The following is a 15,800-nucleotide window of genomic DNA, read 5'->3' on the forward strand; positions in this document are numbered from 1 at the left end:
GGCATGAATAGAGTATTTATCCTAAGTGGAGCATTTCTTGTATTAGCAGCAATTCTGTCTCTTAATGTTGAGCATGACGATCTTAAAAGCCTCAAACTTCAACATAAGAAAGCTCGTTTAAGTCGAAATACATGTGGAATGCAGGATCTAAGTTGCCACCGCCACTATTTAAACCTTATTAAAAGACTCGAGGGGCGTATTGATCTACTTGAGAAAAAAGTCATTAATACGAAAGAGGGCTAAGCTGCACTCTTTCGAATATACTTCTCATAATATTCATCAAATTTATGCTTAACCTTAGGCGCTAGTGCAATAGTGGCAATCATATTTGGTATGGCCATCAAAGCAAATCCGATATCCATTGCATTTACCATGTCTGTAGGAGCAGATACGGCCCCTAGTAGTACTGTCGAAGCATAGAATAGAGCAAAGGTAAGCCTTGCTCCCATTATTGGTACGCCACCAAATAAGAAGTCCCAACATTTCTCACAGTAGTTAGCAGATCCAATGACAGTGGATAAGGCAAAAAGAATAATTGAAATTCCTAGAAGATGCGATCCGGCCATTCCAAAGTTTTTCATAAAGGCCATTTGAGTAATCAGTACACCATTTGATTCTTGTAGCTCAGCAGGAGAAAGTGAACTTAAAATTACTATTGAAGTCATTGTACAAACGATAATTGTGTCAATGAAAGGGCCAACCATAGCAACTAGACCTTCGGCCACGGGTTCACTTGTTTTTGCGTTTCCATGGGCCATTGGAGCAGAACCGACACCTGCTTCATTAGAATATGTTGCTCGTTTGATTCCTGTTTTAAAGATATGGATTACCGCTAGACCAGAGACTCCACCCACTGCAGCTCGCCCAGCGAATGCTTCTTTGAAAATTAAAGCAAATACATCGGCAACGTTACCAAAATTCATAATGATAATAATAAGAGCACATCCAATATAAAGAGTACACATTGCCGGCACTAGTTTAGAAGTGGCCTCTCCAATTCTTTTAACACCACCCATTAGAATATAGACAAGAAGAACGGCCGCCAATATACCTGTGATATGTGTAGGAATGCTATAATTAGAGGCCATGAATGTTGCCATTTGATTTGTATTAAAGACACCTAATGAACCTATTAAGCCTGCTCCAGCAAAGAAATAAGCAAGAAAGTGCATATACTTTGGTAGCGCTTCGATAATCGTATACATAGGGCCACCTTGAATTTCTCCGTGGTGATCATTGCGTCGATACATAACGGCCAGAGTACACTCGAAAAACTTCGTATTCATCCCAATTAGGGCCCCAACCCACATCCAAAAAATAGCACCTGGTCCACCTTGTGATATTGCAACTGCAACACCTGCAACATTTCCCATTCCTACGGTAGAGGAGAGGGCATTTGTTAAGGCCTTAAAGTGAGAGATCTGTCCCTTACTTTCATTGTCGTTCTTGTGATGGAATTTACCTGAAATGAGTCGAAAAGCGTGAAAGAAACCTGCTAATGTTTTTAAACGTGAAATGGCAACGAGATATATCCCACCACCAAGTAATAAGATAATAAGTGGCAGGCCCCAGACGATCTCGACGGCTTCCGCAAGAAATGCAGAGAAATTCATGTAAATCCTTTGTAATTAATTGAATTATCAATAATTTTTCCATAGCTTCGTCGAAATTACAACAAGGTGCGCTTTGAATATTCTTATAGACAATAATTGGCATTTAGATTGCAACCTATATCTACAACATACAAATGAGAGAGGTATAAAGTGCTTAAATCAAGGATTCTGTTGGCCATATTTTTGACACTGTCGATATTTTCGACACAAGTTCACGTCTACGCTAAGCGTACACACAGCGGGGCTATCTATAAAGCTGCCGATGAGGAATTTGGAAATGAAGAGGCCCTTGTTTCACTAAAGTTTCCTTTAAAGTTTTTAAGACAAGACCTTCAAGATGTTCTAGTTAAGCCAGAAGATTCTTACTTTAAAGAGATCAGCAAGATTGATTTAAATCCTATTGATCGCACTCTTCATTTAGATGCCACTATAATCATGCCAGATTCGATGCTTTTGAGTATGGAAGATAAGGCCGGTGATAAATTATTAAACGAGCACACAATCTCTCTAGTGCTTGGTTTTCCTTCGTATGTTCGCGGCCAGTATATTGAATTAGAAATTAAGAAATTTGTCCTTGATGACGTTGATTATACAAATGGTATGCACATGGTAACTAATGTTACAGCTGCACTATTAAAAAACCGAAGCCTATTGAATTATTTTCTAGCAGATCATAAAGCTCCAACTGATTATTCTGATGAAGACTTATCAAAAATGATTCGTGAATTATTCGACAATCAAGATATTGTGATTAAAGACAACCGCATACGTGCGCGTTTTAACTTTACAAAAATTACTGGATTCACTCGTTATAGTGACTTAGAAGATCTACAGATTTGGTATATTGGACCAAAGAAAATGAAGGGAACAGCTCAAGGTGCTGCCTTTATGGTGGAGGCCGGAATTGGTAATCCATCAATTAGCTATATTAAAGGGATTCGTGATGCTGGAAAAGTTGCCGCTAATGAATTGCTTAAATTAAGAGAACAAGAATATATTACTTATGGTTTTAATAAAGACGTTGAAACGAGATTAACAAAGCTTCACTCACGCTTGATGGAAGCAACAGGTATTTTTAATTGGAACGTGCGTGAAGAGAGAATTATTGATGAAATCCGCTCAACTCTTATCTCAAAAGCTCGCAAGGCCCTTTCTAAAGACGACTTGTACTTTATTGATGAGCCACAAAAAGCAAATATTAACTTCTTTGTCGCAGCTGAAGAGTTTTTAAGAGTATCCATTGCTGACTTGAAACTTAGACATGTTATTGACATGGAAAATAGAAATGGTGGAAGCAAGGCCAAGACAATGCCATTTGTTGAAACTCGTGTTTCTCAAAATGCTGTATCACAATTCACAAACTTTTTTAGAGATTTTAAATTAATCGAAAAAGAACCATTGTTTAAAGAATTAAATGTTGTGTTAGCACCACACTTACCAGGTGTTGTTTTAAAAGGGAGAGTTAATCTAGAGTTAAATTCTCTTTTTGAGATGGGACTTGAAGGTGAAGGAATTGATTTTAATAATCCAGATATAAGACTTGATAGTAAGACATATGGGGACTCTGTTCCATTTGAATTATCACTATATGTATATATGAGAGATAATGGTGTCTTAGAGCTTGATATTAAAGAGGCCGTACTAGGTGAAGGAAGCCAAGGCCGAGTTCATTTAACACCTAAGACAGATAAAGGATACTTTCTAGAAGAGTTCACAAAACTTGCAACTGCAAATATCTTAAAAACATATTTAATTAGTGATCCTCTTGCATCAAAAGAAGGTGATGAGCAAAAAACTGATCCAAAAGAGATTAAAGAAGATCTAATTAGAAAACTTGAAAGCTTTAAAAATAACTTTGCTTCTATTAACTCTGTAAAAACAGTTGATAAACTAATTGAAGTTAAAAAACTTGATCTACAAGGGCCGTTTACGTCGATTCCTGAAGAAATGACTGAAGAGAATCTTGTTGAATTCTTTAACAATATCTTAGGTATCGATCGTCATACAGGACGTTTACAAATTAACCTTGATCCAAAGATATTGAGTGAGAAGATCCTCTATGCTCAAAACAATATTCAGGTTTGGAATATTGAGCCAATATTCGACAAGTTAATGGATAAGACATACCTAGATCTAGCGATAGGTAATGGAGTACGTAGTAAGGAATTTTTAAATACAATTTATAATCGCCAAGAAAAGAAAGATAGTCTGACTTTTGTTGGAACAAGCGGAAATGTTAAGAATGAAGGCCCTGTTGATTATTCTTTTAAAATTAAATTAAGAGAGTTTGAATCAATGGTTAATTCGATTTTAACAGCTTCAATAGCGCCACAAGTTAGAGATGCAAAAGCACAACTTGCAACACTTGAGGAAGGTAGCGTTAATATTCTTGAAGACCTGACTGTAAGAACACAAGGAGATAACCAACTTTATCTATCGATTGCATTAAACCAGATTGAAAAGAAGAAGAATTGGTTTGGCCGTAGAGTATTTGACAGTATTTTTAATCGAGATGCTAAGAATTATAAAATTATTAATAATCGTTCATCAATTACAGCACGTATTAAATTGCATGCTGTTGCCTTAGATGAGCACAAGAAGGAGCTTCTTGAAAAGAATGCAGATGAAATCTTTCTAGGAAATACTCTACTAAAGATTGAACTTGAGTCTATTGGACGATCGGTTAAGAATCCAGGACTGTTTGGGTCTATTCTTAACGCTATGATAGGGGATGTTAATCTTAAGAATGGACTAATAGGTTCAAACTTAAAGAAGCTTGTATTGAAAATTGCAGGGCCAAAGCTAAATCCTGTTGGTAGAGAAAACGGAAGTGCAACTCTTGCTGGTTTCGCTCTTAATAATTATTTAAAAGTATTTACAACTAAGAATGATATCTTACTTCAACTTAACCCACGTCTTGCTGGACCTGTCTGGGATTTACTACTTGTTAAAGACCAAAACTTTAAGGGAAGAAAAGTTGGTGTAGGAATTGATTACACAAAGAAAACAATTAACTTTGATTTTAAAATGGTATTTAACCCATCTACAGTTGATAAGCATGAGCTATTTTTAATTATGAATGAGGCCAATGCAATCGTTAAAGATGTAAAAGCTGGAAACGTTAAGACAATAAAAGATTTTATCACAGTTTATGATCGCTTATATTACAATAGCGATGTAACGAAGAGATCATTAGTTCACCGCTTAAAGAAAGTTGTAACAAATTATGACTCTCTTGCACTATTAAATGAGAATAAGTCTCATTATGATAATTACTCAACAACAGGTGCAGAAATTATGCAAATTGCGACAGCTGCTAAAGTCATTGCTGATGCAATTGATGCGGTTGCAGCTCTTAAGCAGCCTAGTGGTGTAAATTATAAGCAACGTGCTAAGCAAATCGTAAACGAGCTTAATGAAGCATATATTGGTCCGTTCTCACGCTATTATGCAAAGAGATACCACACAAATAATTTAAAGATTATTAATGGTGAAATTAGTGATTGGACTTTATATATTCTACCAGATGCTCTTTTTGCTCATAAAGCATACGAGTTCTTAAAGTAATCTCTTACTATCTGGTAGACTTGCCTAAAATATAATTTAATCCAAAAAATATACTTGAACGATAGCCTCTTTTAGTTAAGGGGCTATCTTCTACGGCCGAAGAAAATACCGTATAAGAATAAAATGTATTTAAAACATATTTTTCAGTAATAGGGTAGTTACCTATCAATCGCAATGTCCATTGATGAGAATCTTCAGGTGTATACTTCGGTCGGTCTGCCCTTGCTTCAGTGTCAGTAACTCCAAAATAATAACGACTCCACTCCTTAGAGTGTTGAGAATATGAAATACCTGGCAGCAGGCTAATCTTTTCACCTTTCCAAGGTTCAAATTGGAAGGCCTTAGAAACTGAGACACTGTATTTATTTGCTTCTGAGCGACCACTGATATCTCTTTCATAAGAAAATCTTGTCATAAACCACTTAGAAGGCAGTAAGAAACTCAGACCTAGATCAAGTGAGCGATTTCTCTCTCTTAGTCCTTCATTATAAGTGCCTTTTTCGGCCTCTACTTTATTAAAGTCTGGCTTTAGAGTAAGTCTTGTTAGAGGAAGTAGCTTAAAACTTGCGGCAACTCCACGAAAAGAGAAGCGTTTGTAATTATAAGTGATTGAAGGAACAACTGGAATATCGAAACTATCACCAACCTTATATAGAGATGTCGATATACTTGAGCCCAGACCTATCTGATTAGTTGGCTCAGGCCTTTTTGCTCGTTGCTTTTCAAGATTATCGATGCGATCAGTGCGACCATTGGAAAAGACTAAGGCCTGTCCAAAGAGAGCAGGCCCTATAATCAATAATTTTATGAATTTGAAAAGTGGTTCTTTACTACTTGGCAAACGTATTCGCATTCTTCTTCCGTGATATAAGCGTAACAAGGTAGGTTTAGTACGGCCTTACTTATATAGTCCGCATTTCCATTATCAATTGATCCGGCCATATACTTTGGAGCAGCTTCTTGCTTACTCATTGCACCTGGATAGATTGTTCCAAAACCGACATTGGCCGCCTTTAGTGATTCAATTAATGGTCCTCTAAGATCTGGATCAATTAAGGCCACACTACAATATCCATTCTCTTCAACGTGAGAAGGAACTTCTTGTATTTTTAAAGGTAGGCCTTGTAAGTTTTCTTGATAGTATTTAACTGCTTTTCGTCTTGAGTCTAGTCTTGCATCAATGTGCTCAAGAGACATATTTAGAAATAGTGACTCGTAAGCACCAATTCTAGAGTTCCAGCCAATAAGTCCATGTGAGTAATGGCTTGTACGACCATGATTGATTAGAGTACGACAAGTATTAATAATTTGCTCATCTGTTGAAAAGATTGCTCCCGCATCACCTGAAGCTCCCAGGACCTTTGCAGGATAGAAACTTGTTGTTGCAACTTTTGCGCTTCCTAGTAGAGACTCGCCATGAACTTTAGTTCCAAAGCACTGAGCACCGTCTTCGATTAGACTAACTCCGTTATCTTCAGCAATTTTTCTAATTTCCATCGTGTCTGGACAACCCCATCCATATAGGTGAACAAGAATAGCTGCCTTTGGTTTAAATTTTTCAACAGCTTCTTTAAAAGTTTCTTTATCCCAGTGAAGTGTCTCACGACTTACGTCAACTGTAACAGGTTTGGCATTAACATTAACAACAGCTTCAAATGTTGCCCAAAAAGTCATATCTGGAATTAGAACAACATCATCTTTATCAATGCCAACACCACGTAATGCAATTTGAATTGCATCTGTACCGTTAGCGCAACCAACGACATGTTTTGCTTCTGTTTTCTCTTTTAGTTTTTCTTCAAGTTTTGCAACTTGAGGTCCACCAATAAATTGTGTGTTATCAAATAGAGTTTCTACTCCAGCTAAGAATTCTTCACGAAAGCCATTTTCGAAACGATTTAGGGTAATAAATGGTACGCCGTTAATTGACATATTTCCTCGCAATTTTATGTGTTTAGCACATTATATGACAAAGAATATGACTTAGGAATAGCGTAAATGGTATTTTTTGAGCAATAGGGGAGCGTTAGACTCTCCTATTGCTTAATATCAAATGTCCAGGGTACTGAGACTAACTTTTTAAAGCTTACTTTTATTTGCGCAGGTACATCATCGTCATCTAAATTTATTGTTGCTCGACGTGGTGTAATTCGTAAATTTCCAATAACAGGGAAGTTCCCTTCGACTTTAATCCCGTCGATTTCTACTTTCTTATATCGTCCAATATCACCATCAGATTTTTCATATATAAGTGTTGCTCCATCTTCAATTTCTGCATAGTGGAGAGTTTCCGCAAGGGCCTCTCGTTGCTTTTGTGTATTCATTGGTATATCTTCTGATCTGATTTTTATATCACCATTGAAAGTATTCAATTTAACGACAGTATTTCCCTTGCGATCTTTTTTAAATTCTATATTATCGATTTGGTTAACAATATCTTCTAAGAGCTCAAGCTCCTTTGGTTTTAATTGGTCTTGAAAAGTTCCAACTAAGTAGGCGAGTTGTGTATTTGAAATCTTCTCGACTCCCATAAGAGATATTTTCTCTAATAAGATCAGTGGTAGGGCCATTGAATTTGCCTGGGATCTTTGCGGGTTCATATTGGCAAACATATCAAGCATAGCTCCTTGAAAGATAGCAATCTGCTCATCATTGAATCCGGCCATATGCTCAAGAATATCCCCAACTTCATTCATTGTTGGAAGCATAAACATAGTAGGTGTACTTGTGTTAGTTACATCACAAATACAGCCATCATTCTTATCACTCTTTATACTAGAAATGGCTTCTTCAGATGAAAGGTATACCTGGCTCGTTCCTCTATTTGCACTGATTAAGGCACAGGCATATCCACCTAATTCGATATCAAAATAACGATGCTTGCTTTGTGATGCCCATAAAAGCATCTCTTTAATTGACTCTTGTGTTGGTGTTAATTGTTGTGCATTATTAAAGACTAGTCCTGACTTGTCTCTAAGGTTCTCAAATCCAATATAAAGCTTCCCTTCATGCTCTTGAACGTAATTAACTCTAGCATTATTGATATGGCAGCTTGATCCAAATGAAGCGAGACTATTAGCAGGTGAAAAAATAAATAGAATAATTGAAAAACCTAGTAGTAGCTTGATGTTGTTTAACATTTGGTCGACTCCTGTCGTTTTATTAGACAAAATGGCCATAATTTGGCCTTATAAACGTTTTATACTGTTATATTTGCAAGCTACATACCAAAGAGGGGATTTTGGTGATAAAAAGCATTTATGAAAACACTTATTCTTATGCTTTTAATTCTGCCACTTAGTATCCAAGCTCAAATCTCTCAAGGAGAGTTTGCACAAACAATTAATAAATTAATTGAAATCTATGATAAGGATCTTCCAACTCAAAGAGTTGTGGATATTAACTGGGAATCAGAAACTGAAAATGCCTCTGTCTCATACAAAAATGGTAAAGCACAATTTAGCTTTCACGGTGGCTTTGTTCGTAATTTAAACTTAAGTTCGGATGCTTTGGCCCTTGTTACTTGTCATGAGATCGGACACCTAATAGGTGGATACCCAAAAGTAATGCCAACACAAAAGTACACAAGTGAAGGCCAGTCAGACTATTTTGCTACAAGAACCTGCTTAAAGAAATACTTTATAGAAACTGATGATAACAATTATTCACTAAATCACATCAAGCAAGAGTTAATTGATAAATGTGATAATAATAGATTTTGTCTAAGAGGCTTAGCGGCCATAAGAGATGCATCTGTAATCTATTCAGAAAATGCTCATATCAATCATAAGACGGCCCATATAAGTCCATATACGATCTTTAATGATTATCCAAAAGGGCAGTGCCGTGTGGATACGTTAAGGGCCGGCCTATTTAATGAAAAAAGGCCTTCATGCTGGTTTAAAGACTTTCAAAGTGATCGATACGAATACGATGAAGAATATATTTATGAAGAAGCACAGGCCGTTGCTGATATCACGGAAGTGACAATGACTAGCTTCGGTTGTCATGTACGCACAGCATATCCAAATGTATGGATGGGAAGTTACTTCAATCCATTATCTGAGTCTGAATTAATGATGAAAGGAGTAAATGTTGTCGGTGCTTGTCCATATAAGAAGGGACAGGTTATTAGCGGCTCAATGACGTTATTTCGAGGATCTCTATACTTAAACTTAAGAAATACAGATAAATAAAGAAGAATTTTTACTTTTTTTTAAGTGTTAAGTCTCTCCTATTTCCGATAAAAATTGTTAAATAATTTTTATAGTTGGGGGAGTTATGAGAAATCTTACAAAGTTTGGGATATTTGTTTCTATTTGTCTTTTAAGTGCAACAGCTTATACAGCAACAATCGATTTTGGAACGACAAATTATATCTCGTTTCGTTGCCAAGTAGATATCTTTGAGAAAAAAGTAAATCCAGTCACGTATCGTGCGTATGCTGGGCGTCTTTTAAATACAGTATTTCATGAGCAATACAATGCCGTATATGGCCCTGATATAAAGTTATTAATTGATTTAGACAATGATCGCTCATTGTTTTCAAACGTCTTTATTGGTGGCAATGGATACCTGAAATGGTCGGCCGTTGAAACAGATCACGATCCAACTACAATTGATGATGCCACATGGCCTGTCACACCACGAGTTATCTATAGTCCAAGAGCATATGATAACGCTAATAATAGAAAAACATTTGGAGAGTCAGATCATTACTTATTTCGTATCGAATGTTTTGAAGTTAAAGAATTTAGCGATGATTATTACTATAATAAGAAATAATCAGATTTGATGAAAAATTTTGTAAATTTTAGCCGTAGTACCCACGGGGCAAAATTACATGATATGTAGTAAAAATTCACTATGATAGTAATTTTTCAAATTCTGGGGGGAACTTATGAAAAATCATCTAAAACTTGCCGTAGTTAGCACGCTAATTTTATCAAATTCGGTTATAGCATCTAATTATCGTTATACATGTAGCATCTGGCATAGCGCTGAAAAGGTAGAAAAAACCTTTCTTAAGAGATGGGATCAAGTTAACTATGTATCCACAGATACTTGTTGGCTTGGAGAAATTGATCTATATGTGCCAGAAATGAACCAAGAAAGAAATATCATATGTGGCAACACGTTTGATGGTGAAAATTTCCAGCTTAAAATTAATGCTAAAAGATATGATAATAATGCAATGATGATTTCTTATGAGATTGGCCGCAACGACTATAGTGGAATTGTAAACCTGGCCAAGCAAGAAGTGTCATTAGATGCTGATTATTTTCAATATAATTCTGCAGCAGATGATAGTTTTGCAAACTATGTACTAAGTAACTCTAAAAAGCATGAATCTAGAGTTACTGCTGTAAGCTTGGTTTGTGACAAGATTTAGCATTTCAACACGTTAATATATGCCTTACCCGATATAACTGATATTATATCGCATGAAATATTTTCCCTTTCCCTCTAGTTGCCGTGTAATTTAGTTTTGTTTTCGTCATCTTCAAATACATTATACCCATAAATTATTAGGTGTTTAATTATTCACTTGGCATTTAAATCGCAATTCAATTTCTACCCAGCAAAAAATATAGCCAAACTAAAGACTACGACCAAGCTAATGACGATTACTTCATAGAAGTAGCTCTTTTTTGTTTCTGGTGCTTTGAACTCACCAGTTAAGCGAAAGTGTGAATCATTGATATTGTTAATCACGTATTGAATCTTTCCTAGGGGTGTAAGTCCTGTGAAGTCATAAAGAACTTCCCTATTTTCACAAATGGCCGTGTATGGTACGCCACGCACTCCAAATTGATCTGCAATTTCAGGACTCTCCATGGTATTTACTTCATATACATTTATATCTGGATTATTGTTATTTAAGGCTTCAAAGACAGGTGCCATTGTTTTACATGGGCCACATGTATCAGAATAAAATTTGATAACAAAAACACCCTTTTCACTAGAGACAACAGATTCAAAGTTTTCATTATTTATTTTCTTTATATTCATTCAAGACACCATACTAAAAATAACGAATATTCATGCACTCATCTTCTTATCTTTATCATTATTATCATACACTTCATCTTTTGAATATAACTCAATACAATTGTCTGGGTTAAATTGAGTAACATTATCCCCTAGTGGCATCCTTAAAGCTTTGGGCCTTGGAAACATAATGAGCATTAAGGCAAGACTTGAACCATAAGAAAAGTAGAATTGTGTTGAGCTAATTCCATGAGTGATAACACCAAGAACTCCAAGCATTGTTATGGTGCTTGCCAGCGCCCAGGCGTTAGTCCACATTGCTACAACTTCAAATCGAGCGATTTCCTCGCAATTGAGTTTGTCATGAGTCTTTATGAATTTATCTGATGAGATCCTTTTTCGAATCTTACTCTGCGATCCTAAGACAAAGAAGAATATTAAGGACATAGCTATAGGAACAACCCCAAGCGATTGTATGATGGCACCGTCAAACGCATTTGCCACTTTAGGCCCATATTTCTTTATAAAATAATCATTCCATACCAAGTAACATAGAAATGACTGCAAGAATACGAAGAGGCCATATAAATATCCTGCAAATATCTTCCCCATTTCCAAATTCATTTAATCTCCAAAGCGTCCCTATCGATTTGTTGATTGGTAATTATCTCTTAGTTTACGTTCTAAATGACCTCAAATATGGGCGAACATATTCATATTGAGATTAAGCCAATGATTTCAAAGTATTATGCATAAGAAATATTGAGATTATTCTAAGTTTTTAAGAAGAAGGGATTTTCTAAATTTGAATATTTCTGAGAAAATGGCAGATTTAATTGCCAAAAAGACAACTGTATAGGCTTCTAGGGCCAAGAGTTGATTAATAGTACAAGGGCGCGGGTACCAATGGAACTTTCAATAAGTTAGATAGGCTTTTCGAGCTAAAATAAGAATATATCCCCAGAAAATGATAGATAGTATTAATCTAGGGTAATTAAATTACGTTTTTTGATTATTTTTTACTTTTTTTATTAAATTTTTACAGTATATCCTCAATTAGCTACTTATAAGTAGCTGAAAGTTCCATCGGTACCCGCGCCCCTTTAAGACTAAATGAAATAGGCGTCTAAGTTGTGCTTATATTTTCACTGTTGATTACTTCTATCTCTCCAGTTCCATCAGGACGTGTGTCATAAAGCCACATATATCGAACTGCCACTACAATAAAGCTTAAACGATAGAAACAATGTAGAAGGATAAGTGGCATATAAGCACGATTACCAATTGATGTTAACGATGATAGATTCATAAGAGTGAACAACATTGAAAAAATGATTCCTGCTATCAAGGACTTCTTAGGTGTTTCATTGATTACAAGAAGAGTGCCGATAGTGAGATAAATAATTACATTTAATCCCCCTATTATGGTTATCATTGTTAGTCCTGCACCTTGGGCCAATAGCAGAATATTTCCTAAGAGAATCCAAATAGCATGACCTATAAGAATAGAAGCACTAACTATCTTCCAGCTCTTAAGCGTATTCTTATCTGGATTATATGATTTCATTAAAATCGCACAAGTGATGGCCATTATAGACAAGGGAACAAAGGGAACAATTCCCATATATTTTCCTGCGATAAAGCCAAGTACACCACCCAGAATAGTCGCTAATCTTGTCTTTATTGATACATCTTGATTTTCTTTCATAAGAAAGCCCCCTCTTAAAAAATTACAGCTTTAATTATGAAGGAAGTAACGATTTACGACACAAAGATTTCTTTTGAAAAAATATGTGGTTTATTTTAGGCAATGAGATTTTTACATGTTATCAAGCTTCATTTAATTTATGCTCAAGAATTAACTTCACAAGCACATTATTGAATTTAATAATTATTGCCAATAATTTAAGCAATGAGACCAATCTTCCTCTCAACACTTCGATCATGTAAAAAGAATTTCACTTGGCTTTGGTAGAATTCCATAATGGTCTTCTCCATATTTGAATAAACATTCTTTTTTAAATAAGACTCTAACTCTCCTATTTGGATCTGCATATCTTGGTTGTCTTGGACATATTTAAAATAGATCGTGTCTTTGACTTTTTTATAGCTGATATCAAATTTGATATTTTCTGCTGGCTGCATATTCTTATTTCCATCAATATGGAGCCTAAGTAAAATCGAAAAGATCCAATAACCGTTGTCGGCCAATTTAACGGCACCATGAGGAGTGTAAGAAATATCCTCATCTATTGGTGAGAAATATTCCTCTTCCTCATCAGGTTCAAGTTGCAAGGTTGGAACAAGCTTTATGAGATCATATTCGTTCTTACCAAGGCCTAAGTACGAACGAAAACCATTGAACACAGTCGTTGCAAACTCTGTAGCATCATCGTGAGTCTTAAAGAAGAGCTCTCTTGATTTCTTATATTCATTACATAGATCAGTATATGACATTATTTACTCCATATTCATTAGATATCTTTACCATTGTTAATCGATAGGACACCTGACTCAAATGGATTAACAGTGTTGATAAAATAGTAGCACCTCGAATTATCGATCACAAAACCACCAGGTCTCCTAGAAGACATTTGCACCCTCCAGCCACGGGCAAGTAGTGGCACATCAACTTTAACAAGTTCGCTATCGTGATTATAGTAGAAGTTTATAAGAGTTACTTTTAGTAATCGATAATCTCTTACTTGTTCGCTACTATGAAGAATATTTAAAGCGTAAACAATCCCATCTTCTTGGGTTCCACGAATGGCCTCGTTATGTTCAGGTATAGCATGAAAGAAGAAGCTTCTTTCAAAGTCTTTAATACACAAGTCCTGGAGAGTTCTCTTATCCTTAATGCGCTCGATATTGTCTTTGGCAACCATTCCCCTATCATGCCAATCCTGATCAAGCTCCTGATATTCTTGTTCAACCTTGCCTTCCACAGAACTGAGTGAGCGTGTATTTGCTTTTGTATCACTTTGCTCTTTATTACTGGAACAAGAAAAAGCGCAACTTAATAAGTAGATGAGAAATAATGTAGGAAATGATATTTTTCTTTGCATAAGTAACACATCGACATGTTACATGTGCCACACAAGTCGATGTATCTTGTTTTAAGAAATCTTAAGCTTTAATTAACGACAGTCCTTATACAGCAGATACTTTGAATACTTTTCATACTTATCTCCCAAGGCCTCACAGCGATCTGGCTCCACAGGACATTCCATACCAATATTATCCAAATGCTTCTTAATTCGTTTTCTCATAAAGCCATTTGTATATGAATTACAATTTAGGCCTTCATCCATTCCATCATCAACATAGTCGATAAAACTTATCTCTTTAACTTTCTTAAATTCACCTTGGACACATTTTATAACGGCCAGGCCTTCATAACTTTCGCCAGTTAAAGGATCAACTCCCTTACCAAAGAGCTTCATAAAGAAGCGTAGCCCTTGAAAATTTGCCACAAGATCACCATTAGAGATGATTCCATTAAAGAAACCTCCCCAGGTAATGGACTCAGACCTCTTACCATATTTGAGTATTTCTTTAACACTTTGTCCGTGACGGATATGTTTTAGATAATATAGATATCCAATATTAAACATATGACTAAATTTGTCGCTTCCAATATATGCGTTATTAGTCAAAATGAGTGGTGAATAAGGGGTAAGCTTCAGTATAGGTTTATAAATAAGAGGAATATATTGGTATACCGACTCACTCTTTTTTGTCTCAACAGAGTATCCATCTCCTAATTTCCCCTTATCAATATAGACCTGTAAGGGATTAGCAACAAATAAACCTCTAAGAGAGGCAACTAAGTTCTTCTTCACTTTTCTTCGTAATGTCCCTTTGTGACAAATATTGCCAAAGATATCATCAGCGTGATTAGCTTCCTTTATAGCATCCTCCAAGGCCTTATTAAGGTAGATATCAAGCTTATCTAAAGAGTCTAGTAAAGGCACATGTCGATGGGTAAAACTATCAACCTCTAGAGCGAAAGAAGATAATTGAAAGCTGGCAAATAGCATTGTTAAGATATATTTCGATTTCATAAACAATACTCTACATTTTACTCTCACATAGAAGAAAATTAAGAAAGCTAAAATGCTGGTAAAGAAAGTTAACTGACTATGGAATTTTAGGAGAAAGTTTAGAATCTGTTTGTTGAAGTGGATTTATATAATTATAAAAATCAATTTCATAGCTTCCGTTATGATCCTTGTCGACTTGAGTCCTTATTTGAATTTTTCCAGCATTCTTATTATTTGGTGACTCTTTAACTTTCTTAAAGGTTTTAATACGATCATACTTGCCATCAAAGTTTGTATCTTGACGTACTTGCTTTGAAAACGTGGCACTCTTATGTATTGTAATAACGTCTATTTTCCCATCTTGGTTTCTATCTTCTCTGACTTCGATAAGTTCTTTGTCTTCATAGATTTCAATTCGGTCGATCTTGCCATCGGCATTGATATCAACTTTTTTCTCCACACGAGATGCACTAAGAACATTGAGGCATAGAAATATAGGAATAATCAACTTCATTACTCCATTTTAGCATAGCTTGGCCCCTATATAGAAAATGAACATAGAGTATAAATATTTCCTCTTTTGCCC

General features: G+C 35.6%; 16 protein-coding genes. 5 read left to right on the forward strand and 11 right to left on the reverse strand.

All coding sequences use genetic code 11. From position 1 onward, the window contains the following. The first annotated feature begins 3 nt into the window (after positions 1-3). The gene (locus tag ACMAZI_RS08515; RefSeq protein WP_115362710.1) at positions 4-243 is read left to right on the forward strand and encodes a hypothetical protein; all 240 of its coding nucleotides are present in this window, start codon (positions 4-6) and stop codon (positions 241-243) included. Here the strand turns inward: ACMAZI_RS08515 and ACMAZI_RS08520 are convergent. Next, positions 240-1,613 (reverse strand): alanine/glycine:cation symporter family protein, encoded by a 1,374-nt coding sequence (locus tag ACMAZI_RS08520; RefSeq protein ID WP_115362708.1) that lies wholly within the window; start codon positions 1,611-1,613, stop codon positions 240-242. The two genes, ACMAZI_RS08515 and ACMAZI_RS08520, sit on opposite strands and share 4 nt — an antisense overlap. A 171-nt stretch (positions 1,614-1,784) precedes the next feature. Here ACMAZI_RS08520 and ACMAZI_RS08525 point away from each other — a divergent pair, with 171 nt between their 5' ends. Continuing rightward, entirely contained in the window at positions 1,785-5,180 is a 3,396-nt protein-coding gene (locus ACMAZI_RS08525; protein WP_334678542.1) for a hypothetical protein, read from the forward strand. A gap of 7 nt (positions 5,181-5,187) precedes the next feature. Here ACMAZI_RS08525 and ACMAZI_RS08530 read toward each other — a convergent pair whose 3' ends face one another. The 3 genes from ACMAZI_RS08530 to ACMAZI_RS08540 all read right to left on the reverse strand — a co-directional run bounded on the left by ACMAZI_RS08530 (position 5,188) and on the right by ACMAZI_RS08540 (position 8,320). Beyond that, positions 5,188-6,033: a MipA/OmpV family protein gene (locus ACMAZI_RS08530; RefSeq protein WP_412473370.1), complete on the reverse strand. Its 846-nt coding sequence runs from the start codon at positions 6,031-6,033 to the stop codon at positions 5,188-5,190. Beyond that, entirely contained in the window at positions 5,985-7,112 is a 1,128-nt protein-coding gene (locus ACMAZI_RS08535) for a DegT/DnrJ/EryC1/StrS family aminotransferase (protein ID WP_412473369.1), read from the reverse strand. The genes ACMAZI_RS08530 and ACMAZI_RS08535 overlap by 49 nt, the downstream gene beginning before the upstream one ends. A gap of 104 nt (positions 7,113-7,216) precedes the next feature. Further along, positions 7,217-8,320 (reverse strand): hypothetical protein, encoded by a 1,104-nt coding sequence (locus tag ACMAZI_RS08540; RefSeq protein WP_412473368.1) that lies wholly within the window; start codon positions 8,318-8,320, stop codon positions 7,217-7,219. A gap of 120 nt (positions 8,321-8,440) precedes the next feature. Here ACMAZI_RS08540 and ACMAZI_RS08545 point away from each other — a divergent pair, with 120 nt between their 5' ends. From ACMAZI_RS08545 to ACMAZI_RS08555, 3 genes are all read left to right on the forward strand, one after another. Next, entirely contained in the window at positions 8,441-9,376 is a 936-nt protein-coding gene (locus tag ACMAZI_RS08545; protein ID WP_412473367.1) for a hypothetical protein, read from the forward strand. Positions 9,377-9,461: 85 nt separating this feature from the next. Further along, the gene (locus tag ACMAZI_RS08550) at positions 9,462-9,965 is read left to right on the forward strand and encodes a hypothetical protein (protein ID WP_412473366.1); all 504 of its coding nucleotides are present in this window, start codon (positions 9,462-9,464) and stop codon (positions 9,963-9,965) included. 115 nt (positions 9,966-10,080) lie between these two features. After that, complete coding sequence (locus ACMAZI_RS08555) at positions 10,081-10,572, forward strand: hypothetical protein (RefSeq protein ID WP_412473365.1); 492 nt, start codon at positions 10,081-10,083, stop codon at positions 10,570-10,572. A 182-nt stretch (positions 10,573-10,754) separates the two neighbouring features. On the opposite strand, the gene ACMAZI_RS08560 is transcribed toward ACMAZI_RS08555, so the two are convergent. From ACMAZI_RS08560 to ACMAZI_RS08590, 7 genes are all read right to left on the reverse strand, one after another. Next, a complete protein-coding gene (locus ACMAZI_RS08560) occupies positions 10,755-11,192 on the reverse strand; it encodes a thioredoxin family protein (RefSeq protein ID WP_412473364.1) in 438 nt (145 codons plus the stop codon). Positions 11,193-11,222: 30 nt separating this feature from the next. Next, on the reverse strand, positions 11,223-11,795 hold the full coding sequence (locus ACMAZI_RS08565) for a hypothetical protein (RefSeq protein ID WP_412473363.1): 573 nt from the start codon (positions 11,793-11,795) through the stop codon (positions 11,223-11,225). Positions 11,796-12,297: 502 nt separating this feature from the next. Next, complete coding sequence (locus ACMAZI_RS08570) at positions 12,298-12,879, reverse strand: hypothetical protein (protein WP_412473362.1); 582 nt, start codon at positions 12,877-12,879, stop codon at positions 12,298-12,300. Between the two features lie 197 nt (positions 12,880-13,076). After that, a complete protein-coding gene (locus ACMAZI_RS08575; protein WP_412473361.1) occupies positions 13,077-13,628 on the reverse strand; it encodes a hypothetical protein in 552 nt (183 codons plus the stop codon). 17 nt (positions 13,629-13,645) lie between these two features. Beyond that, positions 13,646-14,236 (reverse strand): hypothetical protein, encoded by a 591-nt coding sequence (locus tag ACMAZI_RS08580; RefSeq protein WP_120404798.1) that lies wholly within the window; start codon positions 14,234-14,236, stop codon positions 13,646-13,648. Positions 14,237-14,308: 72 nt separating this feature from the next. Then, the gene (locus tag ACMAZI_RS08585; RefSeq protein WP_412473360.1) at positions 14,309-15,235 is read right to left on the reverse strand and encodes a hypothetical protein; all 927 of its coding nucleotides are present in this window, start codon (positions 15,233-15,235) and stop codon (positions 14,309-14,311) included. A 76-nt stretch (positions 15,236-15,311) separates the two neighbouring features. Continuing rightward, positions 15,312-15,728, reverse strand: coding sequence for a hypothetical protein (locus tag ACMAZI_RS08590; protein WP_412473359.1), 417 nt, complete (start codon positions 15,726-15,728; stop codon positions 15,312-15,314). Positions 15,729-15,800: the final 72 nt, after the last annotated feature.

The sequence above is a fragment of the Halobacteriovorax sp. YZS-3-1 genome, from assembly GCF_047084945.1.
GTDB lineage: Bacteria > Bdellovibrionota > Bacteriovoracia > Bacteriovoracales > Bacteriovoracaceae > Halobacteriovorax_A > Halobacteriovorax_A vibrionivorans.